This is a genomic window from Pannonibacter sp. SL95 (genome assembly GCF_026672425.1).
Taxonomy (GTDB): Bacteria; Pseudomonadota; Alphaproteobacteria; order Rhizobiales; family Stappiaceae; genus Pannonibacter.
Map to the genome: position 1 here is coordinate 1,488,438 of NZ_JAPPRC010000006.1, position 23,489 is coordinate 1,511,926.

Annotated in this window: 34 protein-coding genes and 1 pseudogene; 16 read left to right on the plus strand and 19 right to left on the minus strand. The window is 65.6% G+C overall.

Going from position 1 to position 23,489, the window contains the following annotated elements; all coding sequences use genetic code 11:
- Positions 1-141 precede the first annotated feature (141 nt).
- The gene (locus OVA12_RS23695) at positions 142-681 is read left to right on the plus strand and encodes a hypothetical protein (protein WP_268141369.1); all 540 of its coding nucleotides are present in this window, start codon (positions 142-144) and stop codon (positions 679-681) included.
- On the opposite strand, the gene OVA12_RS23700 is transcribed toward OVA12_RS23695, so the two are convergent.
- The 3 genes and pseudogenes from OVA12_RS23700 to cobD form a co-directional block, all read right to left on the minus strand.
- Positions 682-1,323, minus strand: coding sequence for a DUF938 domain-containing protein (locus OVA12_RS23700; protein WP_268141371.1), 642 nt, complete (start codon positions 1,321-1,323; stop codon positions 682-684).
- 6 nt (positions 1,324-1,329) lie between these two features.
- Positions 1,330-2,305, minus strand: a pseudogene (gene cbiB / locus OVA12_RS23705) (adenosylcobinamide-phosphate synthase CbiB).
- Between the two features lie 3 nt (positions 2,306-2,308).
- Positions 2,309-3,310, minus strand: a complete 1,002-nt coding sequence (gene cobD / locus OVA12_RS23710; protein WP_268141373.1) for a threonine-phosphate decarboxylase CobD — start codon at positions 3,308-3,310, stop codon at positions 2,309-2,311.
- 377 nt (positions 3,311-3,687) lie between these two features.
- Between cobD and OVA12_RS23715 the strand changes: the two genes are divergently transcribed.
- Positions 3,688-5,964, plus strand: coding sequence for a sensor domain-containing protein (locus OVA12_RS23715; protein ID WP_268141375.1), 2,277 nt, complete (start codon positions 3,688-3,690; stop codon positions 5,962-5,964).
- Positions 5,965-6,148: 184 nt separating this feature from the next.
- Here OVA12_RS23715 and OVA12_RS23720 read toward each other — a convergent pair whose 3' ends face one another.
- The 13 genes from OVA12_RS23720 to OVA12_RS23780 form a co-directional block, all read right to left on the minus strand.
- A complete protein-coding gene (locus tag OVA12_RS23720; protein ID WP_268141376.1) occupies positions 6,149-7,066 on the minus strand; it encodes a tyrosine-type recombinase/integrase in 918 nt (305 codons plus the stop codon).
- Positions 6,978-7,325, minus strand: a complete 348-nt coding sequence (locus OVA12_RS23725) for a hypothetical protein (RefSeq protein WP_268141378.1) — start codon at positions 7,323-7,325, stop codon at positions 6,978-6,980. The genes OVA12_RS23720 and OVA12_RS23725 overlap by 89 nt, the downstream gene beginning before the upstream one ends.
- Positions 7,306-7,584, minus strand: a complete 279-nt coding sequence (locus OVA12_RS23730; protein WP_268138628.1) for a helix-turn-helix transcriptional regulator — start codon at positions 7,582-7,584, stop codon at positions 7,306-7,308. The genes OVA12_RS23725 and OVA12_RS23730 overlap by 20 nt, the downstream gene beginning before the upstream one ends.
- A gap of 3 nt (positions 7,585-7,587) precedes the next feature.
- Positions 7,588-7,851: a DUF2312 domain-containing protein gene (locus OVA12_RS23735; RefSeq protein WP_268133710.1), complete on the minus strand. Its 264-nt coding sequence runs from the start codon at positions 7,849-7,851 to the stop codon at positions 7,588-7,590.
- 5 nt (positions 7,852-7,856) lie between these two features.
- Positions 7,857-8,711, minus strand: coding sequence for a hypothetical protein (locus OVA12_RS23740; RefSeq protein WP_268141379.1), 855 nt, complete (start codon positions 8,709-8,711; stop codon positions 7,857-7,859).
- Complete coding sequence (locus OVA12_RS23745) at positions 8,708-9,145, minus strand: hypothetical protein (protein ID WP_268133708.1); 438 nt, start codon at positions 9,143-9,145, stop codon at positions 8,708-8,710. Before OVA12_RS23745 ends, OVA12_RS23740 begins: the two co-directional genes overlap by 4 nt.
- Positions 9,146-9,309: 164 nt before the next feature.
- A complete protein-coding gene (locus OVA12_RS23750; protein WP_268133707.1) occupies positions 9,310-9,984 on the minus strand; it encodes a hypothetical protein in 675 nt (224 codons plus the stop codon).
- Complete coding sequence (locus OVA12_RS23755) at positions 9,977-10,243, minus strand: hypothetical protein (protein ID WP_268133706.1); 267 nt, start codon at positions 10,241-10,243, stop codon at positions 9,977-9,979. The genes OVA12_RS23750 and OVA12_RS23755 overlap by 8 nt, the downstream gene beginning before the upstream one ends.
- The gene (locus OVA12_RS23760; RefSeq protein WP_268133705.1) at positions 10,243-10,521 is read right to left on the minus strand and encodes a hypothetical protein; all 279 of its coding nucleotides are present in this window, start codon (positions 10,519-10,521) and stop codon (positions 10,243-10,245) included. The genes OVA12_RS23755 and OVA12_RS23760 overlap by 1 nt, the downstream gene beginning before the upstream one ends.
- A gap of 21 nt (positions 10,522-10,542) precedes the next feature.
- A complete protein-coding gene (locus OVA12_RS23765; protein WP_268138634.1) occupies positions 10,543-11,136 on the minus strand; it encodes a hypothetical protein in 594 nt (197 codons plus the stop codon).
- Positions 11,137-11,154: 18 nt separating this feature from the next.
- Positions 11,155-11,442: a hypothetical protein gene (locus OVA12_RS23770; protein WP_268133703.1), complete on the minus strand. Its 288-nt coding sequence runs from the start codon at positions 11,440-11,442 to the stop codon at positions 11,155-11,157.
- Entirely contained in the window at positions 11,442-11,669 is a 228-nt protein-coding gene (locus OVA12_RS23775; protein WP_268133702.1) for a hypothetical protein, read from the minus strand. The genes OVA12_RS23770 and OVA12_RS23775 overlap by 1 nt, the downstream gene beginning before the upstream one ends.
- Before the next feature lie 15 nt (positions 11,670-11,684).
- Positions 11,685-12,059: a hypothetical protein gene (locus OVA12_RS23780; protein ID WP_268133701.1), complete on the minus strand. Its 375-nt coding sequence runs from the start codon at positions 12,057-12,059 to the stop codon at positions 11,685-11,687.
- A 278-nt stretch (positions 12,060-12,337) separates the two neighbouring features.
- Between OVA12_RS23780 and OVA12_RS23785 the strand changes: the two genes are divergently transcribed.
- Together OVA12_RS23785 and OVA12_RS23790 are read left to right on the plus strand one after the other, a co-directional pair.
- Entirely contained in the window at positions 12,338-12,577 is a 240-nt protein-coding gene (locus OVA12_RS23785) for a hypothetical protein (RefSeq protein ID WP_268133700.1), read from the plus strand.
- Between the two features lie 193 nt (positions 12,578-12,770).
- Positions 12,771-13,484 (plus strand): hypothetical protein, encoded by a 714-nt coding sequence (locus OVA12_RS23790; protein ID WP_268133699.1) that lies wholly within the window; start codon positions 12,771-12,773, stop codon positions 13,482-13,484.
- 456 nt (positions 13,485-13,940) lie between these two features.
- Here the strand turns inward: OVA12_RS23790 and OVA12_RS23795 are convergent, their stop codons facing one another.
- The 3 genes from OVA12_RS23795 to OVA12_RS23805 all read right to left on the minus strand — a co-directional run bounded on the left by OVA12_RS23795 (position 13,941) and on the right by OVA12_RS23805 (position 16,091).
- Positions 13,941-14,219 (minus strand): hypothetical protein, encoded by a 279-nt coding sequence (locus OVA12_RS23795; RefSeq protein WP_268133698.1) that lies wholly within the window; start codon positions 14,217-14,219, stop codon positions 13,941-13,943.
- A 160-nt stretch (positions 14,220-14,379) separates the two neighbouring features.
- Positions 14,380-15,099, minus strand: a complete 720-nt coding sequence (locus OVA12_RS23800) for a helix-turn-helix domain-containing protein (RefSeq protein WP_268133697.1) — start codon at positions 15,097-15,099, stop codon at positions 14,380-14,382.
- A 185-nt stretch (positions 15,100-15,284) separates the two neighbouring features.
- Positions 15,285-16,091 carry a WYL domain-containing protein gene (locus OVA12_RS23805; RefSeq protein WP_268133696.1) on the minus strand — a complete coding sequence of 269 codons (807 nt, stop codon included), beginning with the start codon at positions 16,089-16,091 and terminating at the stop codon, positions 15,285-15,287.
- Positions 16,092-16,174: 83 nt separating this feature from the next.
- Between OVA12_RS23805 and OVA12_RS23810 the strand changes: the two genes are divergently transcribed.
- The 12 genes from OVA12_RS23810 (at position 16,175) to OVA12_RS24040 (ending at position 23,300) form a co-directional block, all read left to right on the plus strand.
- Positions 16,175-16,681, plus strand: a complete 507-nt coding sequence (locus OVA12_RS23810) for a hypothetical protein (RefSeq protein WP_268133695.1) — start codon at positions 16,175-16,177, stop codon at positions 16,679-16,681.
- Between the two features lie 396 nt (positions 16,682-17,077).
- Complete coding sequence (locus OVA12_RS23815) at positions 17,078-17,548, plus strand: GcrA family cell cycle regulator (protein ID WP_268141381.1); 471 nt, start codon at positions 17,078-17,080, stop codon at positions 17,546-17,548.
- Positions 17,545-17,859 (plus strand): hypothetical protein, encoded by a 315-nt coding sequence (locus tag OVA12_RS23820; RefSeq protein WP_268141383.1) that lies wholly within the window; start codon positions 17,545-17,547, stop codon positions 17,857-17,859. The genes OVA12_RS23815 and OVA12_RS23820 overlap by 4 nt, the downstream gene beginning before the upstream one ends.
- Positions 17,846-18,136 (plus strand): helix-turn-helix domain-containing protein, encoded by a 291-nt coding sequence (locus tag OVA12_RS23825; protein ID WP_268141385.1) that lies wholly within the window; start codon positions 17,846-17,848, stop codon positions 18,134-18,136. The genes OVA12_RS23820 and OVA12_RS23825 overlap by 14 nt, the downstream gene beginning before the upstream one ends.
- 3 nt (positions 18,137-18,139) lie before the next feature.
- Positions 18,140-18,868, plus strand: coding sequence for an SAM-dependent DNA methyltransferase (locus OVA12_RS23830; RefSeq protein ID WP_268133691.1), 729 nt, complete (start codon positions 18,140-18,142; stop codon positions 18,866-18,868).
- On the plus strand, positions 18,865-20,073 hold the full coding sequence (locus tag OVA12_RS23835) for a DNA polymerase III subunit beta (protein ID WP_268133690.1): 1,209 nt from the start codon (positions 18,865-18,867) through the stop codon (positions 20,071-20,073). The genes OVA12_RS23830 and OVA12_RS23835 overlap by 4 nt, the downstream gene beginning before the upstream one ends.
- The gene (locus tag OVA12_RS23840) at positions 20,070-20,369 is read left to right on the plus strand and encodes a hypothetical protein (RefSeq protein ID WP_268141387.1); all 300 of its coding nucleotides are present in this window, start codon (positions 20,070-20,072) and stop codon (positions 20,367-20,369) included. Before OVA12_RS23835 ends, OVA12_RS23840 begins: the two co-directional genes overlap by 4 nt.
- Positions 20,354-21,565, plus strand: a complete 1,212-nt coding sequence (locus OVA12_RS23845; RefSeq protein ID WP_268133688.1) for a helix-turn-helix domain-containing protein — start codon at positions 20,354-20,356, stop codon at positions 21,563-21,565. Before OVA12_RS23840 ends, OVA12_RS23845 begins: the two co-directional genes overlap by 16 nt.
- Positions 21,562-22,143, plus strand: a complete 582-nt coding sequence (locus OVA12_RS23850) for a transcription termination/antitermination NusG family protein (RefSeq protein ID WP_268141389.1) — start codon at positions 21,562-21,564, stop codon at positions 22,141-22,143. Before OVA12_RS23845 ends, OVA12_RS23850 begins: the two co-directional genes overlap by 4 nt.
- A gap of 215 nt (positions 22,144-22,358) precedes the next feature.
- Entirely contained in the window at positions 22,359-22,739 is a 381-nt protein-coding gene (locus OVA12_RS23855; protein ID WP_268133686.1) for an HNH endonuclease, read from the plus strand.
- A 104-nt stretch (positions 22,740-22,843) separates the two neighbouring features.
- Positions 22,844-23,197, plus strand: coding sequence for a hypothetical protein (locus OVA12_RS23860; RefSeq protein WP_268141391.1), 354 nt, complete (start codon positions 22,844-22,846; stop codon positions 23,195-23,197).
- Positions 23,133-23,300 (plus strand): P27 family phage terminase small subunit, encoded by a 168-nt coding sequence (locus OVA12_RS24040; RefSeq protein WP_442793919.1) that lies wholly within the window; start codon positions 23,133-23,135, stop codon positions 23,298-23,300. The genes OVA12_RS23860 and OVA12_RS24040 overlap by 65 nt, the downstream gene beginning before the upstream one ends.
- The last annotated feature ends 189 nt before the right edge of the window (positions 23,301-23,489 follow it).

The following is a 23,489-nucleotide window of genomic DNA, read 5'->3' on the forward strand; positions in this document are numbered from 1 at the left end:
GAAAGTTACAGAACGAAGCCACGCAGGGTTTCGGCCTCACCAATCGCGCCAACCGCATCTGGCCAGCGGAAAATCCCCTAAGCCGTCTTTCGCCCTCGCTTAGGACGGATAGTGACACAGCAATCCACGGATCATCCTGCAATGAACTCGACATTTTACATCGTGATCGTGCGTGTCTTCTGCGTCTACATGTTCCTCTGGGAAGCGCGTTACCTGCCCATGACATTCTACCAGTATCAAACCAATGATCTGGCAACCAACTGGCTGGATCTCTCGCTGCTATGCCTGAACATGGCAATTGCAGTGGTTCTGTTCTGTTACCCGAGGGTCATTCTGGTCGGACTAACGACACACGGACAAACATCCGATAGCATCGATGTCGTGCAGCGCTGGCAGGCGGCTGGAATTGCCCTGATTGGCGTTTACTTCTGCTTCTCTGCCATGCTCGATCTGGTCAGCGCCTTCGTTCTAGACCGAACGATGCGGGAGGCTTCGGATAGCTTTTACAGCCCGTCGCCCCAAGTCATTATCGATGTTTACGCGGATGCAGGAACAGTGATCTGTTCCTTGATCCTGATTGCGTGTTCTGGAGCGCTCTCCAAGGGCATCGACCAGTTGCGGTTGTTTGCAGCCGGTCCCGCGATGGACGTAAAGGATACCGATCCGTCCGGCACCAACTGATCAGCGCCGGTACACCAGCAACTGGTTGTTCGCCGGCATGGCATGATCGGCGACGAGCGTCAGGCCGATGCCGCGGGCGAGCGCGTCGATGGCCTCAAAGTCGCGCAGGCCGCTCTCCGGATCCTTCTTGCGCAGGCTCTGGTCGAAGGCCTCGTTGCTCGGCGTGGTGAAGGCGCCGCCATATTTCATCGCGCCATAGATGGCGAGCGTGCCGCCTGAGGCCAGCGTTTCATCCACGCCGGCGAAGAAGGCCTCGACCCCGGCCCAGCTCATGATGTGCAGGCTGTTGGCGGTGAAGATGCCGTCAAAGGCATCGCCGGCCTCGCGGTCGGGCGTCGGCCAGGGCAGGTCGCGCACGTCGAGGCCGATGGGCTCAAACAGGTTGTCGAGATCGGTCTCGATGATCCGCTGCTCGAGGCCCGCCAGATGCTCGGGAATGTCGCTCGGCTGCCAGGTCAGATGCGGCAGGTTCCTTGAAAAATGCACCGCGTGCTGGCCGGTGCCGCTGGCGATTTCCAGCACCCGGGCCACATCGGCGAAGGCATCCTTGAGAATGGTGAGGATCGGCGACTTGTTGTTTTCGGCAGCTGCGGAAAAGGGGAGCATGGACGCATCGCGGGTCAGAGGAACGAAGGCACGCATCAGCCTTCAGAAAAGCACCAATGCCATCATGAGAACCAGCATTGCCTCGACGACGCAAGCCCCTGCGAGCACGCGCAGCGCACGCCGGATCTCGCCCGCGCCGATGTCCTTGCGGCCGCCCGGGTTCATGAAGGGGTCCTCGACCCTGTAGGTGGCATAGGCACGCGGTCCGGCAAGGGCGATATCCAGCGCGCCAGCCATGGCCGCTTCCGGCCAGCCGGCGTTGGGGGAGCGGTGCTGACGGGCGTCGCGGGCAACGCAGGCCAGTGCGCGGCCCGAGGACCCCGCCGGCCAGCGGCGCGGCGAGGGCGATGAACGCGGCCGCGAGCCGTGAGGCCGGCAGGTTGATCAGATCATCGAAACGGGCCGAGGCCCAGCCGAAGGCCAGATGCCGCTCGGTCTTGTGGCCGATCATGGAATCGGCGGTATTGACCGCCTTGTAGGCAAGGAGGCCGGGCAAGCCGAGCAGGGCAAACCAGACAACGGGGGCAACCACGCCGTCGGAAAAGTTCTCGGCGCAGGATTCGATCGCCGCCCGGGAGACGCCGGCGGTATCCAGCTGCTCCGGATCCCGCCCGACGATCATGGCAACGGCCCGGCGCCCGCCGGCAAGGCCGTCCCGCTCCAGCGCCACCGCGACGGCCCGCACATGGGTGTAGAGGCTGTTCTGCGCCAGCAGCACGCTCGACAGCAGCGCCAGCACGATCCAGCCATGGGGCAGCGCCAGCAAGGCCCGCTGCAGGGCATAGCCCACCGCAAGGCTGATGATCAGCAGCAGGAGCAGCGTCACCACGCCAAAGGCGCGACGGGTGCGGTCGGACCAGGCCGGGCGGTTGAGGTGCCGGTCCAGGGCGCCGATCAGGTTGCCGATCCAGACCACCGGATGCGGCAGGCGGCGCCAGAGCCAGTCCGGGTCCCCGATCAACGCATCGAGCACCAGCGCGGCAAGCAGAACCCAGAGCAGGAACGGATCGAACAGCACCGGTCAGATCTCGGCCATCGCATCCGCCAGCGCCGTGCTGAGACGGGTGAGCGCGGCGGCGCTCCCCGGCAGACCGAAGCGCAGCCAGGTTGGCGAATGATCGAAGCGCCGGGTCCAGATGTGGCGGCGGGCAAGGGCGGCATGCATCGCTTCTGCCTTGCGCAGGCCCGCGAGCGCATAGAGCGCGGTGCCGCCGAACACCGTGAGCCCGGCCATTGACAGGGCCAGCGTCAGGTCGGCCATCTCGTCGGCCAGCTGCCGCCGCATGGCGTCCTGCCAGGCAAGGTCCGCAAGAGCCGCCTGACCGACCGCAAGCGCCGGTCCGCTCACCGCCCAGCTTTCCAGCATCCCGGTTGCCTTGTCCGTAAGGTCAGGCCGCCCGGCGAGGAAGCCGAGGCGCAGCCCCGCAAGGCCGAAGAACTTGCCGAAGGACCGCAGCACCAGACAAGGCTCATCGCCCAGGTGAGGCAGCAGGCTCAGACCCGGAACCACATCCGAAAAGGCTTCATCCACGATGAGGAGACCGCCGCGGGCCTGCATCTGGCGCGCCAGATGCATGAGTGCGGCGGGCGACAGCATCCGGCCGTCCGGATTGTTGGGATTGACCAGAACCAGGATGCGCGTGTCCTCGGGGGCGTCATAGGCGGTCGGGATGTCGACCACGGTCCGGCCAGCGGCGCGCCAGGCATCGCCGTGGCTGGAGTAGGTTGGCCCGACGATGGCAACCGATCCGTCCGGCGCCAGTCGCGGCAGCAGCGGCAGGATCACTTGCGTCCCTGGTGCGGCCATCACGCCCAGCGGAGCGGGGACCCGATAAGCGGCGCGTGCGGCGGCAAGCAGTGCGGCAAGGTCTGCAGCCGATGGCAGGTCGGTCCACATGCGGCGCTCCAGCTGATCCGGGACGGGCCAGGCATGCGGATTGATGCCTGTCGACAGGTCGAGCCAGTCGCTGCGCGCTCCGCCATACGTCCGGATCGCTTCTGACAAATCGCCGCCGTGCTGCATGGTTGGGCTGGTCCTCCGTGCGCCCCCTGAGGGAGCCATCCTGCCTTGTCTAGCTGATCCGGATGGGGCTGGGGAGGGTGGATGCGGGTGGATGTGGCTTCTATCCGACATCGTGCCGAGATCCAGGCCGGGCGGACCAACGCTGCAGTTTGCGCAATCACGACGCCAAGGTCACATGCCTTGATGTAAATGACCTTAGGTAAACTGACGATCGGCAAGTATGAACACGTAGGATAAAATTGAAAATGGCACTTAACGTGAAATTATGGGACGTCGGTTAGGTTGCAAGCCGGTCAGACCTATGTAGCCCGTGAAGCAAGGTCACGCGTATGTCCGTTCGCTTTACAGCTCTTGGAGATCACCGAAGCGGATCCGATATGGACGAACTCGGCCAGACATCGCCCGTAACGCCGACTGAATCTGTCGACAACGCAGAAGGAGCGAAGCTTCTGAACGCATTGCGCGAGGAAAAGGCGTGGCTGCGTATTATGGTTGACCAAGTCTCCGACTACATGTTCGTCAAGGACACGCAGTGCCGTTTCATCATGGCCAATCGGGCCATGGCACAAGACCTTGGCTACGACAGTGCCGAGGACTTGATCGGGCGCACTGATCTGGAGCTCTACGCCTTCCCGATTGCACTCGCCTTCTACCGCGATGCCAAGCAGGTGATGCGGACAGACCAGCCGATCATCGACAAGGAAGAGTTTGTCGTTCTGCCCAATGGCACGAGGCGGTGGCTGGCTTCGTCAAAATTCCCCTTGCGCTCATCGACTGGCGAACTCGTTGGTGTGTTCGGGATCTCGCGCGATATCACCGAGCGCAAGAAGTCCGACCGGCTGCGCGACGGACAGGCGCAGGTGCTGGAAATGATTTCTTCCAGCGCTCCCTTGTCGGAGGCGTTGGATTGCCTTGTCCGGCTGATCGAGGATCAACTTGATGGAATGCTGGGATCGATCCTGCTGCTAGACGAGGATGGGGTCCACTTGCGCCACGGCGCGGCTCCAAGCCTTGATCCGGAATATTGCAAGCTGGTCGATGGCGTCGCGATCGGTCCCAAGGTCGGATCCTGCGGCACGGCGGCGTTCCGGGGTGAACAGGTGATCGTCTACGATATCCAGACCGATCCGCTCTGGCAAGACTTCCTGCCGCTTGCCGAGCTTGCGGGTGTTCGGGCCTGCTGGTCGATACCCATCCTGTCCCTGGCCGGGCGGGTGCTTGGCACGTTTGCGATCTACTCAAGGCAGCCGGTCGCCCCCGGTCCGTCCGAGCTGCGCCTCATCAATGACACTGCGCGAATCGCGGCCATCGCGATTGAACGCAAGCGGGCCGAAGAACAGATCCGTTTTCTGGCGCATCATGATCCACTCACCGGGCTGCCCAACCGTAGCCAGCTCGATGATTGCCTTAGGCAGGCCATCCGGCGCAGCGACGCGCTCTCGCATCAGGTTGCGGTGGTGTTTCTTGACCTCGACCACTTCAAGTCCGTGAATGACAGTTTCGGACACGCGGCCGGCGATCAGCTGCTGGTCATCGCCGCCGAGCGGATGAAAGCCAATCTGGGCAAGGACGGCGTGGTGCTGCGGCTTGGCGGGGATGAGTTCGTCTTGCTCGTCTCTGGCGACATGGCACGTCAGGACGCTCTTCAAGCATTTCTGGTCCGGCTCCGCGCGGCGATTGCCGAGCCGGTCGAGATCGAGGGACAAACGTTCCACATCACGTGCAGCATGGGGATCGCGCTCTACCCGAACAACGGGACCGATGCCGATACGCTCCTCGTGCATGCCGATGCCGCCATGTACGGAGCCAAACAGGCCGGGCGCAACACGTTTGAGGTCTACAATCCCGAACGCTCTGCCGAGAGCCCGACCGATCTCGTCCTGCTGGAAGAGATCCGTATCGGGCTGGCGCGGGACGAGTTCTCTCTGCTCTATCAGCCACAGATCGACCTGCGCACCGGACGTGTGCTCGGTGTCGAGGCGCTGGTGCGATGGCAGCATCCGGACCGCGGCCTGCTCTCACCGGACATGTTCATTCCCGTTGCCGAGGAAGGCGGGTTGATCAACGCGCTGGGCAAGCAGGTTCTGAAGATGGCCTGCCGTCAGGCACGCAATTGGCAGCAGATGGGGCTGCCGCCCGTCACCATGAGTGTCAATGTCTCGGCGCGCCAGTTTACCCAACGGGGCTGGGCCGACCAGGTGAAGGGCATTTTGCAGAAGACCGGGCTGGATCCGTCAATGCTGGAGCTGGAACTCACCGAAAGCATGCTCATGCGCAATGTGGAGCAGGCCATCGCGACGATGAACGAGCTTTGCGCGCTGGGCGTCCGCTTTGCCATCGATGACTTCGGCACCGGCTATTCGAGTCTCAGCGCCTTGCGATCGTTCCCGGTGTCACGTCTGAAGATCGATCAGGCCTTTGTTCGCGACGCTGCAGAGGACAGCAGCGGGCGTGGAATCGCTGAGGCGATCATTTCACTCGGGCACAAACTGCATCTCAACGTGATTGCGGAGGGTGTGGAGACGGAGGAGCAACTGGAGTTCCTCCGGGAATCCGACTGCGACGAGGCACAGGGCTTTCTCATCGCCAAGCCGCTGCCTGCTGCGGACATCGAGCGCTGGATTGGAAAAATCTGGGATCAGCCGGACGCCTGACAGGCGCAAAAGCACGCAGCACATCGTCCCCAAGGGATAATACCGCGGTCAAATCAGCAAAAATGCCGTTTGTTATCAATGTGCTAGGGAAGGCTGGAGGCCTCGCCCGGACTGGGATTTTGCTGGTTTTTCAACCGGTTGAGGCTGGTGTGGGACGAAAGGCACCGTGTTTAACTCCAATGGGTTAGGGGCGGGGCTGTCCCACTTTTTTCGGGCGTGAGAGGAGGCGTGGGGCGCCTTCGTCGGCAAGGCGCTTGCGCTCGGCAGAGCGGGTGTAGCCTTCTGCCTGGCGCAGCTGGGTCCAGCCGAACATGGACAGGAGTTGCGCGGCGGTGGCGCCGTTCTCGGCGGCGGTGACCGCGTTGGCCTTGCGGATGCCGTGGCTTGAGCAGTGGGTCAGGCCGGCCTCGTCAAACCATTTGCGCATGCGCTGGCCGAGCCCTTTCTCGCTGTAGGGCTTGCCGTGGTCATTGATCAGCAGGGCGAGATGGCCGCCGTCTGCGGGCAGGGCGGCAATCGCCTCTGCGAGCGGCGGCAACACGATCATGTCGACGACGGTGCCAGACTTGCGCGCGGTCTTTTTCGGGCGAATGGCAAAGCGCTGGATCCGGATCTCGTTGCCGTCCGCGTCCTGGTCCGTTGTCCAGTAGAGGTGCTGGCGGCCGAGCTTTGACACGTCGGAGACGCGCAAGGATGTGTAGCGGAAAATCAGGAAGGCGAGGCGGGCCTTGGTGCCCGGGCCATGCGTGTCGAGATAGGCTTGCATCTCCGCCTCGGTCAGCGGGTGGTGACCGGTCGATGCGGTTTCGATCTTCTTGACCGTCTCGGCGGGATTGGCGCTCGCGAGCTTTTCCTCGACCGCCCACTTGAACAGGGCCGACAGCGCCTTGACGCGGTGGTTTGCGGCCTCCGGCGCCTCGATCTTCTGGTCGCGCAATGTGGCGATGTGGGAGGAGCGCAGGCCGGCAAAGGCCATTTCGGCGAGGCGCTGGCCGGACTTGCTGAGACAGGTTTCATCGCCGATGCCGTCGAGGACGCGGCGCTTTTGTTCCAGCGTGCTTTTTGCCAGCAAAGACTTGTTGCGGCGCAGGTATTCGCGCACCAGCCAGGCGTAGGTGCCCTTGCGCGGCGGTTTCCGCCATCGGCTTTGGCCGGGTGTCGGCCTTGACATAGGGCTGGCCGAGGCGGGCGCAGGCCAGCTCGTCATAAAAGGCATCAGAGCCATAAGGCTCGCGCAGGCGGATCTTGGGCAGGCCGGCGCGGCGATAATAGCAGCGCAGGTTGCCGTGGCGGTCCTTGTCGAGGACGATGCCTTTCTCGCGCTTCATGGCGTCCCTGTGGTCAGTCGACAAAATCGTCATGCAGGCGGGCTGTCCGCGCCGGGGCCGGGTTGCCGTTGGCGTGGGGCAGCTCGTCAAAGTGGCGATCCAGTTCGACAATATCCCAAACGAGCCGACCTGCAAGAGCCCGCGCCGCCGGCATGACGCCCTCAGCGACCAGGCGGTCGAACAATGTGACGCTGATGCCGACATATTGTGCCGCCTGGCCCCGGTTGAGGCCGCGCGGGGCAACCGGCATGCGCCGTGTGTCAGCCTTGGTCAGATCGAGCGCGGCCGTCATCGGTCAGCCTCCGAGCGCTGTCATGTAGAGGTCGAGGATGGCCTCCTCCTCCTGACGTTCGTGCGGCTGCTTCTTGCGCAGGGAGATGACCTTGCGCAGGATCTTCGGGTCAAAGCCGTTGCCCTTGGCCTCGCCATAAACGTCCTTGATGTCATCGGAGATGACTTTCTTTTCCTCCTCGAGGCGTTCGATGCGCTCGATGAACGCGCGGAGTTGATCGCCTGCGGGCATCGGGACGCTGAGGGTGATCTCGCTGGTCTCGGTCATGGGGGTTACTCCGTGGGGGTGGTGATTTCGACGGGGATGTCCAGCGTTTCGCAGTTCCGACTTTCCGTGAACTGCCAGCAGCGCAGGGCGAGACGGTGGCGTTTCTGCCAATCATGGACGGTCGCGCGGATCGCTGCTTTAAGCTCGCTCTCCTGATCCGGTGAGATTTCGTCGATTGGATGCGGCAATCCCTCCACTGTTCCGCAGTCGTTGTCGTCCATGCGCTCGGCGGCGAAGGCGATCATGTCATCGATATCGAGCCACTCTGCGAGATTTTGATTGTTGTCTCGGTACTCGCCGATATGGGCTTTGAGGCGCCATCCGCCCTGATCGTCCTGGTACTCGCCGCCCCTGTCGGATCTCAGCATCCGGACCAGGTCATCGCGGCTTTTGGCGGGGCCAATGGCGAGGTTCTCGCCGCCGTCATAACTTGCCCACCAGTTCCAATCGCCGGGGCAGGGGTGTTGCTTCTCTGCGGGGGCGATCGGGTGCATCTGCGGGATTGGTGTCATGGGGGTTACTCCCTTGGGATGAGGCCGCGCACGCGGGCGGCGTTGAGGATGGCGTTTGCGACGGCGCGGATGTCGGCGGCTTTGGATGGCTCGTCCATCTCCTCGGCGGCGGCGGCGTCGCTTTGCAGGGCCGGCGGCGCAGGCGAGGAGGCGCAGGCGCGTCGGGCGCAGATCAAAGCCGCGCCCGGGCTGAGGCTCTGCCGCCGGCATGGTCCAGGCCTCATTGAGGAGCTGGACCTGCTGCAGCAGGGCTTCACGCACAGGCTCGTTGCCGACCAGCATGTGCGCGATGGTGCGGGACAGCTCGCGCAGCTGGTGGCGCAGCTCGGTCTGTTCGGTCTCGGTCATGCTGCCTCGCGCGCTGGTGTTGCGGCGCTGACGCGCGCGCGCATCATGAAGGCGCGGAAACCAAGATCTGGACAGCTGTCGCTGAAGCGCAGCCATGCCGTGTATCTGGCCTGTGCGCGGGACTCCGCGGCGATGCTGATTTCGATGTCGTCGAAGGCGACAAGAAACAGGCGCTGCTTGTTGCCGAGCTGGAGCAGGTGGCGGGCGAGTGCGGCGCGGCCTGCGTCTGTGACCTGGTAGCAGTGCATATCGCTGCCGATGATGCGGATTTGCCTCCAGTGCGGCGGCTCAAAGCCCTCTGTCTCGTCGGTCGCATAGTGGTTGCGATAGCTCGGGCGCAATGGATCGAGCGGCCTGCCAAGCGCATGGTCGATCCGGTCCATGGTCGTGTCGTCCAGCTGGCGGTTGATGCTGGGATTGTCAGTCAGAGGCACGGGCTTTCTCCTTGATGACCTTGACCTTGGTAACGAGGGTGCGGCGCTTGCTGGCGACCTCGTTGGCGATCTTGCGGGCCTAGGCGGCGGTGGCGGCCGATATGCCCATGGTGGTGTTGTCGGTGAAAAACGCCTTGAAGGGCGTCAATGGCGGGGAGGAGCGGTCAAGCATGGCCTGGCTCCAGCGTGTCGATGTTGCCGATGTGAACGCTAAAGCTGATGGCTGCCACCCAAGGATTAACATCCCATTCGCCGGGGCCGTGCAGGCTGTCCCAGAGCGTGCAAAAGCTCTGGGCAGCAGTCGGGCAACATTGTGTGCCGGGGAATAGGTAATCCACCCACCCATTTGTATCACGCCAAACGCCCTCGGCTTTGGCATCTGCCTCGCTGATCTCCTGTAGCAGCTGGACGCGAACGTCCGTCACCAGCAACGTCAGGCGCGATGCCCAGCGGGGCATGTGGATGGATGGCTTCCACGGCGGATTATCCAGCGTGCTTTCCGTGTCCGGGTCGAACCATGTCAAGCGACTGTCAGTGGCGCGAAACCAGACTTTCTGCTCCCCGACTGGCCGGCCCAATTCGTCGTCAATGTCGTGGCCAACTACAAAGGCTTCCCGGACCCAAAGCTTGTCGCCAACAGCGTAGGGCGCTGCGCGATCAGGCTGCGTGCTGGAGCCGCAACGGCGCATCCCCTCATTTTTACGGGCGTAGATCGGCCACGTTACGTAGCCGGGTCCGTCGCTTTTGAGCGGCTTCAGCACGCGCCGCGTTTGCGTCTTCCTGCCGTCGAGCAAGGCTCGAACCATCGGCGCGCTGAAAATGATCGGACGGTCACGCATGCCCGGCCTCTCCCTGAGTCGCGGTGTGCAGGCTGTAGCGACCGAGGTCGGCGGCAATGTCGTGCCACGCGTCGGAGGCAAACTCGGCGTGGTCGATATGCAGTGCCGAACAAGCAAGGACAAAGGCTGTCAACAAACAGTACGCTGCGCTGTTTTGGCCTGAGTTTTGTGGCTGTACCAGCTGTGCGGCGCGCATCAGGGTCATCGCGCGGGTGACCGTGGTGCGGGCGTCGGCGGGTTGGGGTGTCTGGTCTGTCATCAATTCGCTCCGTGGGGGATCGCGCTCGCGGCCTCGGCCTGTGCGGTCTGGCTGGCGAGGTGGGTGTCGACGGTTGCGGTGATGACCGGCAGCAGCCAGCTTGCGGTTGTGACCGGGTCCTGATCCTCCTGACGGCAGAGCAGCACAAAGGCTGTCAGCAGGCTGACGCCGGCCTCAAACGGGGGTGCGCTGCCCGGCTGGGCGAGCCGCGCGATCCGCATTAGGGATTCGGCGCGGCTTGGGGTGTGTGGGTCGGGCGTGATCTGGGTGGCGGACATGCTTGATCCTTGTGGGGCTGGTCAGAGCAGGGAGCCGTACCAGAGGGCGAGGGCTGTGCCGGGCTTGAGGCCGTAGAGGGGTTCGGTCAGGAGGTATTCGCTGCGCCGTGAGAACGTGAGGCGGACGAGTGAGGGGTGCGTGCGGCCGTGTGCGCGCGGCTCCAGTGCGGTGACCTGCGCGCTCACGTCGATCGGGGTGCGGGTCTTGCGGTCGATCAGCCGGTAGCGCGGGGCGCGGTCCGTGGCCTCAGCGTCGAACATGTCAGCCTCGAAAGCGACGTGTTCGGCTGCGCCGGACGGGTTTTCCAGCACGGCCACGCGGCGCGCCTGGCCGGTGGCGTCCAAGCGGGTTTCCTCGCGCCAATGGTCAAAGGACAGGGCGAGCGTCAGGGCGCTGCGGTAGAGGTCGTAATCATAATCGCTGGTGATGGCATTGAAGGGCAGCAGGTCAATTCCGCCGCCGAAGCTGGCGAGGCGCAGCACGGGCGTCTTGCCCTTGTGCTCCAGCAGGCGCGGCCACGGATCGCGCCGGGTCTTGATGTCCTGATAGACCGGCGCGGGGCTGGCGATCTCGGTGGCGACGGCATTGGCGACTTTGCTGGTGGCTGGGGTCATCATCTGGCTCCGGGTTGATCAGGACAGGGCGCGGTCGAACGGATGACCGAGCGCGCGGGCGAGGTATTGACAGGTCTCTGTCCTGTTGCCGCGCAGGGCCCATTCCCGCGCGATCTCCATGTCGTCCTGTCGAATGGTGAGCTGGAGCGGATCGCGCTTGCGCTGATCCGGAGTGAGGCGCGCGCGCGCCTGCAGCTCTTTAAACTCGCGCTGGTCGATGACCCGCATGGATCTCAGGGCGAGCAAAAGGTCGTCCGGGTCGAGGTCGGTCAGGTCGACTTCGGCGTCAACGGTGATGGTCGTCATCACTTTGCTCCTTGGTTGAACGGTGCCCCGGCCGCGCGGGGAGGAGACACGCGGCCGGGGGTGTGGACGACGCTCGGGAGGTGCGCGTCGTCGACGGGGATGGCGTAGGGGTCGGCCTCGCGGATGGCGGCGCGGCGGGCGCGGGTGATGCCGATGACCAGCGCGGCGACGCAGAGCGCGGCGCTGAGGGCCATGGGCGCGAGGATGATCAGGGCGGTGCGGGTCATGTCGATAGCCTCTCCTCAGGCGCCGCGATCAACCTCGGCTGGCGAGTGGGTCGGTGGACACAGCATGTCGTGGACCATCCTGATGTCATCGTCGTCCGGCACGGTGTTGAGAGCGACGGACAGAAACCTCGGGTGGTCGTTGTCACGTCCGACGCCGACAACCCGGAGCGCGCTGCTGAAAAGCGCGTGCGGCCAGCGCATCAGATGGTGCTTGATCGCGTTGCCCGCGCGAGCGGCGGCTTCGGAGTTGGCCTGGCCGAACCCGTAGGTGATAACGTGTTCGCGGCCCGGCTCGCCGACCTTGCGCGCGACAATGATGACCTGATCCCACCCGTACTTAAGCGCAATGTTGCGGGCGGTCTTGATTGGGAGGCTTGGTTGTTCGCTCATGTCACAGGGCTCCGGTGCGCAGGATGAGAAAGGCGGCCTCGCCCAGGCAGATGCCTGTGGCGAGGCCGCAGGTGGCCGCTGCCAGCATGCCCCATGCGCCGTCATGACTGACGGCGGGCGCGGCGCGGCGGGGTGTTCTGAGATCACAAAACGGGTGGCGTTGAAATCCGCTTGGCACCGCTGGCGCGGTGCACGCGGGGGCTGTAGCGTCTGGCTGCGCGGCCGGGGTGAAGCCGGCCGCGCAGGTTTTGGCTCTCACCCTGCGAAGGAGAGAACGCATGTTTGTAGTTGCCGATGGGGAACTGACCGCAGAGCTGGTCAGCGTGGTGCAAGAGGGTGACGTGGCTGTGGCCACGGTTCGCGTGACGGTGGCAGGCAGGGCCTCGGACCTGGCTGTCCCGTTTCCGGCGGAACGATTGGCAGCCGGGGAGCTGGCTGCGGCCGGTGCGCATCTCCACCGCCTGGCTGCGGCCATAGCGTCGGCCAGCGAGCATTTTGACAGCGGTGTGAGCGGATAACGCATGCATGCCTCCCAACGGATGCGCGCGGGTAATCCGCGTGCATCGGCGCACGATAGTGTTGCGTGCTTCGTTTAAAATGCACGCCAAAGCGTGCATGTCAAGCCGAGCGATTTACGCGGCGCTGTGGATGACATGGCGAGCGGGGCCGGTGCTGACGGGCTCGCTAGAAATTGCAGAGGGTTGAAGGGTGATGAGCTTGCGCAGTGAAAGTTTCAACTGGCTGGAAATGTCGCGTGCGGTCAGTGCGCTGGAGGCGGCAATTGTTGGGGCGGAGGTCGCCGAGATTCGCCTGCACGACGAGGTCATTGATTTTGAGGCGGCGGTTGATGCCTCAAACAAGGGGCGGACAGGGGAGCATTTCAGAAAGTCCCTCAATACCTTGCCGCCCAGCCGGTTTCTTGGCGTCTCGGGCTGGGCGTCGGATGGTCGCGTACTGTTCACGACTGCGAACAGATATGACGATATCGGCGGCTGGGATCTCCAGCGCTATATTCGGGAATTCTGGGGGCGTTGCTACGTTGGGGTGGATGGTGCGCCTGCGCGGCTGCATGACGACGCTGCCGCGTTTGCGCGCGGGCGGCAAGGGCCATTCGTCTACATCGGCGAGACGTTTGTAGATCCGGCGTTGTCGGGCGGTAACGTTGCAGCGCATCTGGTGCGCATGTGTATTCTAATCAGTTGCATGAAGTGGTCGCCAGCATACATCTATGGCTGGATGGTGCCTAAGCATGCATTCAAGGGCCTCGGACTGCGGTGGGGCTTCACCGAATTCTATTCCAGTGCGCTACGCTGGCAGGTGCCTCCTGCAACAGCGGCATATGAAGACTTGTGTTTTCTCGGCTGTACACCAGCCGGCGTCCGGCAGATCCTTCGCAGCCCGTTGCTCGAGTTGCAGAGGTCGTGAGGCCAAATGAGTAGCACAGGGTGTAGTTTGCGCCCTGGCCGTTGCTGTAGGGGAGCAGCAGACGGTGGTAGCGGACGCCGGATGTTGAGGTCGTTAAGGCACGTCCTGCCGAAACGATATCGAAAACGGGCATGCCGCCAATCGCGCAGTCGTAATAGCTTTGTGCGCAAAGCCCTCGATAGTCACGGCTAAGAAGGGCTTTGGCGGCATTGGCGCTTTGAGCGAATGTGCGCCCGAATTGCTGGGCTGCGAGGCTTTCGCTGCCGCACCAAAGGATGTCCGGTGTGTCGGCAGATTGCGGGGTGCCGTCGAGGATAACGAGCTGTGCGCCGGCGAGAGCCGCGTCCTCATTGAGAAGCCCTGCGCTAGACTGCCACCGCTGGAGCAGGGTGCAGGCCATCGCGTCGCCGTGGCCGCTCGTGAGGTGATCGAGAGTAAGCCGCGACGCGAATGTCTTCATGGTTGGTTCCCGGCTTTTGCTGCCGCAAGCAGGATGACCGGGCTGGCGGCGTCTATCCAAGTTAAGGCGTCTTGGCCGGACAGTGTATCCGGCCTCGAATGGCCAAACAGGTCGAAGCATATGACGCCGGCGACCAGCATGTAGACGTTATAGCGCCGCGCGGCTTCGATATACGAAGCAAGTACACGTGCGTCATCTATTGCGATTGTGTCGCTTAAGATATTCGATGCCGCGCTTAAATACAGGTCGTACGGATCTTTGTCAGGTGCAGGCATTAACTCGTAACCCGATGGGGCGGGGGTGGCAAAACGTGCCGATGCCGGACTTACGCACAATTAGATTTTGAAAGGCAAGTAAAATTCGCGGTTAAGCATGTTGCGCAGGTGGGTAATACGTGTGTGATTGTACGGCGGTTGCGCTACAATGCGGCAGGTTTCAGGGTTGTATTTGGCGGTCTTTACGCAGTTGGTCGTAGAGAAACTTTACCAGTTCCATGCGCTTCTCAGCGCTCTGCATAGTTCCGCTCAAGCGCTGCTCGTACTGGATTGCAAGATCATGGGCTTCTTTGAACAGTTCCAAGTCGATTGAACTACCTGATGCGTCTGTCTCGATGCCGTCTGCGTCGCTTTCGAAATCTGTCGTCGGAGCGGGGAGGGCCAAGCTCTTGCTGCCTTGAACGCGCATGCGGAACTGTTCGGCTGCGGCTTGCGCGTCCTGCCATTCCATACCGGTTGTGATCGTCGTCAGTTCGTCGAGTTCATTCGATGCGGGAAGGCCGGACAGGATCCAGCCTGTCGGCACATTGAGCGTCCGCGCGATGCGATCAAGATCGCCGAGCCTCGGCTCGCCTTGGGACTTGAACGCCTGGCTTAGGTAGTTGTCACCGAGCCGCGCCATCTTCGATGCCTTTCGCATCGAAAGCCCCGAAAACGCCCATGCGGCTTTAAGCCTATCTTGCCATGTCACGCCCATGCGTGAGTTATACAAAGTGGATTGCACGCTCGCACGCACGTAAATTCGTGGGGTCTCGGTTGATTTGCACGCCAAAGCGTGCATATTTGGCGTATGCATAAAGAGCTGCTGACCAAAATCGACGCGTTCTTGTCTCTGAAACATGGGGCCGGTGAACGCATGTGTGAGTGGACATTCGGGCATCGTGCCGCCTGTAACGGTCGCCTCGTGGAGCGGCTGCGGGCCGGGGGCGATGTCCGGACGAAAACGGCGCGGCGCGTTGTCGACTACATCGACGCCGAGACGGCGCGCTTGGCGACAACGTCACCCTCTCACGCCGGCGAAAAGACGTCATCCCGCAACTCAGAGGAGATTGCGGGATGAGGGCGTCAGGCAATCGGCAGGCCGGTGAGGTCCTCGGCGATGGCGTTGACGAGCGCCAGTTCGGCGCTGTGGCGTTTGCCGTCTGCGTCCATGACGGCGAGGCAGGCGACGAGGGCGCTGGTGATTTCCTGCGGGCTGCGGTTGCGCAGCATTTCCACCGCTTCGGCTATGGCTGTTTCGGGCGGGCGCAGGCGGGCGATGTAGCGCGACAGGCGCGGCATCCAGTCGTGATCAAAGGCGTGGCCGGCGCGCTCGGCAATCTCGGCGCAATGCAGCGCGGCCTCGTCTGCCTCGACCTGGATGAACCGGCGGTCGCCGCGGCCAACGGCGGCGAGCAGGATTGCGTGCGGGCTGATGTGGGCAAGTGCCTCCTGCCAGCGGGTGCGGCTGCCGGGCTGCCGCGCGGCGGGGCGCGTGAATGTAACCAGCTGCGGCGTCATGCCGAAATTGTCGGCGAGGAAGGTGGCGACATCGTCATGCACCTCGCCGTCATAATCGATGCAGCAGGCGATGCGGTCGACGCGGAAAGAGCGCATGGCCTTGCGCTCGTGGCAGCGGGCGTAGAGCAGCGGCGTGCCGTCTGCGCCCTCGCGGATCGCCCAGACCGTGATGCGGCGCGTGGAGGCCTCGCCCTTGGCGTTGACATAGTCAATGGCGAAGGACTGGCCTTCGGCATGGCCGAGATCGGCGCGGGCGTCGTCGTCCTCGTCGTCGTCCGCCATGGGCAGGCGGATGGCGCGCGGCGGTGGCGGCGCGGCCATGAGCGCGATCTCAAAGGCAATGGCGTCAATCGCCGAACGTATTCCCGTCATCCCCAGCACCTCCCGGTTTGCTTGCGTGCAGATCAGCACGCGCACGCGCGGGAGTCGAGTCCCTGTGCCGCAGGAGGCCGTCCATGAAACTGCCGAGACCATCCAACGAACACCAGCGCGCGGCCTTGAAACGCGCCTGCGCCCACCAGGTGCGGCAAGCGGGCGGGCAGGAGGCGGCGGCGGCGTTGACGCGCGTCGGCCGCCAGACCGTGCAGACCTATTGCTCGGCGGCGGCGGACCATGCCGACGTCTACATGCCGCTGGATGTCCTGCTCGACCTGACGCTGGACGCGGTGACGCGGGACGAGGCGCCTTTGCTGCTGCGCGAGATCTGCGCGCTGTCGGGCGGGGCCTATGTGGCCGGGCCGGGCGCGGGCGGGGCGGCGGCGGACTGGGGGCGGATGCTGGCCGCGGTGGCCGGGCAGCATGGCGAGGCCGTTGCGGCCGTGTGCCAGGCGCTGGCCGATGACGGGCAGGTGAGCGCCGACGAGGTGCGCAGCCTGCGCATTCGCGACCTTTTGAGCCGGGTGATCGAGAGCCTGACGGCGATGCGCGCGCGGGCGGACCAGCTTCTGGAGGATGGTCAATGAGCGGGGCGGGACAGGGTGACCGGCCGTGGCGGCAGCTGACGGCACAGGAAAAACAGGCGGCTGTGCTGCCGCTGGCGGATGCGGGCCTGAGTTACGCCCAGATGGCGGAGCGGCTGTCCGTCCGGCACGGGCCGATGCGGTTTACGCAGACGGCGGCGGCCTGCCGGGCGGCGGGGATTGTTGCGGCGCGGCGCGCGGCGGCACTGGCGCTGGTAGGGGGTGAGGCGGGCGAGGCCGGGGCGGTTGCCGGAGAGCGGCCTGAGGCCGCGTGGGGCGGATTGCGCCCGGCGGACAAGGCGGCGGCGCTGCGCCCGCTTGTCGAGGCCGGGCTGTCGGCATCGCAGATCGCTGCGGCGCTGGCACCGCGCTATGGCGTGTTGAGCCGCGAGTCTGTGATTGCCGCGTGCCGGCTGGGCCGGGCTGGCTCTGCAGCAGCCGCAGGGTTCGACGTCGCGGGCAGCGGCGGCACGGCGCGGGGCGGTGGCGGCAGGCGACGGGGCAAAAACGCGGCTGGTGAGCGGCGATGCGGCCAACCGGCAGCGGCCGGACCCGGCCAGCCTGCCGACGCTTTCGGCGCTGTTGGCGCGCATGGGCGGACATTCGGCGAGCCATGCGGAGCGGGCGGGCATGACGGCGGACGAGCGGCGGGCGCTGGCGCTGACCTCCTGCCGCCCGGCCGGGCCTGTCGGGCTGCATGCACTCAATGCGCAAACCTGCCGCTGGCCGCTGACGGCGGATGACGGATCGACGGTTTACTGCGGTGAGAGCCGCACGCATGGGGCGTTTTGCAAGGGCCATGGGGCGCTGGCCTATTGCCCGGCGCCTGCGGACAAGGCGCGGCGGAAAAAGGGGAGTGCCAAGGGATGAGTGCGGCGCTTGCCTCTTTTCACGCGGATTTCACCCCGTTCGGGGCGCGGAGCCTGCTCACGCTGTTTGTCAGCGCCCAGGCGGGGCACCGGGCGCGGGGGCTCGGCCGGGCCATGCTGACGCCTGCCGATGTGGCGGGGCTGGCCGGCTGCCGGGTGGCGGCGGCGCGGGACGTGATGTCCGGCGCGCGGCGGCGGGTGGCGGCGGATGACCTCGACCGGCTGGCCGGGTTTTGCGGGCTCACCTACGGCGATTTTCAGGAGCGGGCGCGGCACTGGTCGCAGGGAGGGGCGGGCGATGCTGCGGCTTGACCGGATTGCCCTCGGGCAGGCGCTGGCGGGCGGGCGGGCGCGGTGGCGGCTGACGGTGCGCGAGGCGGCGGAGCTGACTGGCGTGTCCTCGGCCACGATCAGCCGGGCGGAGCGGGCGAGCGAGGATGCCTATCAGGCGGCGCAGAGCGTGCTCGTTCTGTGTGCGGTCTATGGGCTCGATCCTCTGGCGTTTCTCGTCGAGTGCGGCGGGGAGGGTGCTGTGGGTGACATGATCCACGTGCAACCCCCCATGAAACAAACCTTAGCGGGAGGTTAACCGATGGGGGGCTTGCGGAAAGCGCAGCCGGCGGCGGCGCGGGCAGTGATGGCCTCGCGGGTCGAGCCGCGCGGGTCGGACGACTTCTTTCCGACGCCGCCCTGGGCGACGCGGGCGCTGTGTGCCGAGGTGCTGGGACTGGATCCCGGCGCGGCGCTGTCGGTTTGGGAGCCAGCCTGCGGCGAGGGGCATATGGCCGTGCCGCTGGCGGATTTCTTCGCCGAGGTGGTTGCCTCTGACCTGCATGACCGGGGGTTTTCGCCGCTGCATGGCTCGAAATGGGACTTCCTGTCGCTGCTGCCGCAGGACCAGTTTGAGCCCGGCCGGTTCGACTGGATCATCACCAATCCGCCCTTTGGCGACTTGCCGCAGCAGTTTGTCGAGCGGGCGATGCTGCACCGGCCGCGCGTGGGTGTGGCCATGTTTGTGCCGCTGCGCTGGCTGGAGACGATTGCCCGGGCGGTGGAGCTGTTCATCCCGCTTCCGCCGCATGTGGTTGCGGTGTTTGCCGAGCGCGTTGCCCTGACGCGGGGCGGCTGGGACCCGGATGCCGGGACGGCCACGGCCTATTGCTGGGTTGTCTGGCGCACGGACGGGGCGGCGGCGCGGCCGCTGCAATGGATCGCGCCGGGCGCGGCCAAGCGGCACAGCCGGGCGGTTGACCTGACACTGGTGCGGGCGCGCTGCCCGCAGGAGGCGGCCGGGCCGCTGTTTGAGGAGATCGAGGCATGATGAAGATTGTGACGACGGCGGGGCAGCTGCGGGCGGGTCTGGCGACGGTGTTGCCGGTGGTTGAGCGCTGGATGCGCGCGCCGATCCTCACGGGCGTGTTACTGGACGGGGCGTCTGTGACCGGAACCGACCTCGACGTCGAGGTGCGGGCCGCGTTTGCGACCGCTGAGGCCAGTGGCCGGGCCGTGGTGCCAGCGCGGCTGCTTTCGCGGCTGTTGCTCGCGTTTGACGCGGATGAGGTGCTGACGCTGTCACGCGCTGAGGGCGCGGTGGCGGTGACGCTGGATCATGCGCGCGGGCGGGTGGTGCTGCCGGGGTTTGAGCCTGCCTACTGGCCGGAGCTGCCGTTTACGCCGGAGGGTGCGCCGGTGACGGCGGGCGAGGGGTTTGCCCAGGCGATTGCGCGGTGCCTGCCCTACGTGTGCCGCGAGGAGACGCGGTTTTACCTGCAGAACGTGCTGATCGAGGGTGGTCTGGCTGTTGCGACCGACGGGCACCGGCTGGCTGCCGAGCCCTGCGGGCTGCGCGGTGAGGGGGCGCTCTCCTCTGTGCTGCTGCCGATGGGGGCGGCGGGCCGGGTGGCGCGACTGGCCGGGCCGGTCACGGTCACGGCGGGGGCGTTGCAGCGCGCTCGGTTCGAGGGTGGCGGCGTGCGCGTGACGGCAAAACTGTGCGAGGCGACCTATCCGAACTGGCGGCGCGTTGTGCCGTCGGGTGAGCCTGCCTTGCGCATGACGCTGGATGTGGCGGCGACGCTGCGGGCGCTGCGGCGCGCGTCGGCACTGCTGGGTGACGGGCCGCGATCAGTCAGGCTGGTGATGTCGCGCAGCGTGGTCGTCATCGAGGCGCGCGTGAGTGACGGCACGGCCCTTGAGGAGGTCGTGGCCGGGGCGCGGGTTGAGACAAACGGCGGGACCGGCGATGCGGTGGTGCTTGAGGTCGATGGACGTTATTTCGCGCAGCTGCTCCGGAACTGGGCCGGTGCCAGCGAGGTCGTGATCGAGAAGGGCGATTTCGTCGTCGCCGGGCAGCGGCCTAATTTCAAGGGCGGGGCGGCGGCTGGCGCGCCGCTGGTGCTGCGCGGGGAGCCGGATGCGGACGGGCTGGCGCGCATGGCGTTGCTGATGCCCATGCGTCTGGACACGCCGCCAAGTGACTACGCAATGCGCCTGCTGGCGCGGTGCGGGGAGCTGGTGGCGGCATGAGCGAGGTGGCGCTGTCCCGGTTTGAGGCTATCTCGGCGCGGCTGGGGCGGGACGATGTGTCGCGCGAGGTGCTGCGCGAGCTGTGCGAGCGGCACCAGCCGGGGCAGGCCGTGCGCGTGAGCCGGGCGGTGCTGGGCCGCGACCTGGGCCACCCCGCGCATTACGTGGCGCTGGCGCTGTTCCGGCTCGCTGCGCTGCAGGTCATTCGCGAGGTGCCGGTGGCCGGCGTTCCCTATCAGATCTCTGACTATTCCCTGAATTTTCTGGAGGAGGCGGACGCATGTCCATCCTGTTGATGTCCCGTATTTTCAAGGCGCGCATGGGGAGCCCCTCGCGCAAGCTTCTGGCCCTGCGGCTGGCCGACTATGCCGACGACGAGGGGCGCGGCATCTGGCCAACCGTTGCGACGCTGGCCGAGCAGACCGAAATGGACCGGCGCACGGTGCAGCGGCACATGGCCGACTTCGTCAAGGAGGGCCTATTGGTGGTTGTGGCGGAGGCCTCCGGGCGGCCCGGTCAGGCGACCCGATATGACATGGTGCCGGAGGCAATCGGGCGGGCGGCGGTGGGCTCTGACGGGTGTCATGGTGTCACGGGTGACATTGCGCCGCCCGTCGAGACGGGTGACACGGGTGCCGAGACGGGTGACATCCACGACAGAGACGGGCGGCACCACGCCGCCCAAACCGTAATAGAACCATCAAGAACCATTATTGAGAGAGAGCGCGCGAGCGGGAACGCGGACAGCGCCACCGATGGCGCGGTGCGTGCCGAGACGATGCGAGCCCGGATGAGGCGGGTGCACCGGGAGTGGCCGACCTTTGCAACCGACAGTGAGGTTGCAGCCGAACGAGCCTGGGTTGCACTGACCGACGAGCAGCGCGAGGCGGCGGCGACGGGGCTGGCGGCCTATGTGGCCGAGGCGCGGCGGACCGGGCGGACCAAGTTCTGCTCGTTCTCGACCTACCTCGCCGAGAAGCGCTGGGAGCGGGTGACGGCGGGTGCGGCCTCAGCTGCAGCCTCCACCCATGCGGCTCCGGCCTGGGGTAAAGCTTGGGCGGCGGCGCGGTTTGCGGCGCTGGCGGCGGACCCGGACCCGCGCTGCAACATGGCTCCGACGCGCATGCAGCAGCAGATGATCGCAGCCGGGACGCTGTCGGCGGACGAGGTGCGGCGGGCGAAACTGGCGGCGGGTGGCTGGCCGCGCGTCAACACGCTGGACGACAACGCGCTCAACCGGGCGCGCGGCACGACTGTTGACGCCGCGGTGCTGGCGCTGGCCGAGCGGACCGAGCAGGTGCACCGGGGCTCGGCCCTGTGGCGGGCGTGGGCGGAGCTGCACAGCCAGCGCGGCTGGCCGTGGTTTGCCGATGCTGGCCGCTGTGCCGAGTGGGTGTATTTCCCGGCGCGTGAGGCCGGTGCGGGCGAGACCGTCGCGGATGTTGCGGCGGCGGCGGATGCGTTTCTCGACACTGTGAGGGGGCGGGCATGACACGGCCAATCACACCGGCAAATTACGCGATGATCCAGCAGCTGGAGCTGATGATGGCGCTGGTGCGGCATGTGCCGCTGGAGTGGGTGGTGGCGTGGTGCAATCCGCGCTGCGAGCAGCGGGCGGCAACCGCGCTGGGTGACCGGGGCGTGCTGACATACCTGCCCATGGTTGCCGAGCGGCGGCAGACCGGGCGCGACAAGCGATTGATTGAGACCTACCGGCCGATGATGGTGCGGTATCTGTTCGTGGGGCTGGATGTGGCCGGCGGCGAGACGGTTGACCTGGTGCGGGCAACGGACGGCGTCGAAGGGCTGTTGTCGGTGGAGCGCGGCGGGCGGGCGGTGCGTGTGCCGGTGCGCGATCTCACGCGGGTGATCGCGACCTCGATTGCCTCGTTCAGGGGGCGTGAGATCGAGGTTGGCCACAAGTTTCAGCTGGGCGATGTGGTGCTCGTTGTGGATGGTCCGTTTGCCGGGCAACAGGTTGTTGTCAAAGGCGTTGCGGCGGGCGGTGAGGCGGTGCGGGCGGATGTTTCGGCGTTTGGCGGCGACGTGCTTAGCAACGCTGCCTGTTGACAGCCTCAAGGCGTCGGCGTAACTCTCAGCGCAGGACAACTCGTCGGATCCCCCGGGGCTGCGCGGACAACGCGAACAACAGACCGACCGGGCGGCGGACCCGGCCAGCATAGACACCGGAGCGGTGGAGCTGGCGCGGCGGGTTGCTATTGAGATCAGGATGACGACAGCAGGCTCGCGGATCGCGGGCCTTTTTTGCGTTTTGGGGTCGGGCGATGGCAGGCCGCCGGGATGATCGCAGCGCCGAGGCGGCTGAGTACCGGCGCTGGTACAACACCGCGCGGTGGAAGCGGCGGCGTCTCGCGCAGCTGGAGGCAAGCCCGGTCTGCGAGTTTTGCCTCAAGCGGGGCATCGTCAATGACGGCTCGCGGCAGATGGACGGCAGCGTCCAGACCAATCCCCGGCGGCGGTTTCTTGTGGCTGACCACATCGTCGCGCATCGCGGCGACGCCGAGCTGTTCTGGTCCGGCGCGCTGCAGACGCTGTGCCCGGATCACCACGACAGCGTCAAGCAGGCCGAGGAGGCGCGCGGCTATTCGACCGAGGTCGGCATCGACGGCTGGCCGGTCGACCCTCGGCATCCCTCGGCGGGGTAGGGGGGGGGCAAAAGGCTGAGCGCCTCGCCCCGGATACCGGCGGAAGAGGGTTTCTGTGTAGCGGGTGGGAATTGGAGGCAAAAAGCCACCAGTGAGAGGGTGAGATGAAGGGGCGCAAGCCGAGTGAGGAAACCGTTGTCCCGTTTACCGGCGACGGTGGCAACGATGAGCGGATGCGGGAGCGCGGGCGGCAGATCGCGGCCGAGCTGAAACCCGACTATCTGAGCCCTGGCGCTGCAGCGGACTATGACCGGCTCCGCGCCGATCCTGTGCAATCCGACCATCAATCGCCTGCGGGAGCCGATGCTCGAGACGTTCGTCCTGATGTTCAGGGGGGGCGCGGCATGAACAGCTGCGACGGTTCATGGCGACGCCGGGTGCCGGCGGGCCTATGTGACACAGACCCGGAACAGCAGGCGGTCCAGGCCGCCACGACCCGGGTCCAGGCAGCTCAATGAAACATTCCGCCAGTTCCTGACGCTCGCCCGGGATTTCGGGCTGACACCGGCAGCAGAGCGCAGGCTCAAAGACGCAGGGCCGAGTGCCGGGCGGATCTGTTGAGACGATTTTACCTGACATGCGCACGGACCCGGACGTTGATCCGGTGACGGCCTGGGCCGGGATGTCGACGCGGGTCAGGTCGTTGCCGGTCCCCATATCCGCACTTCTTGCAGGCGGCATCTGACCGACCTCGAGGAGGCGGGCAAGCGGGGCCTGGTGTTCGACAGGGACACGGCGTTGCGGGCGGTG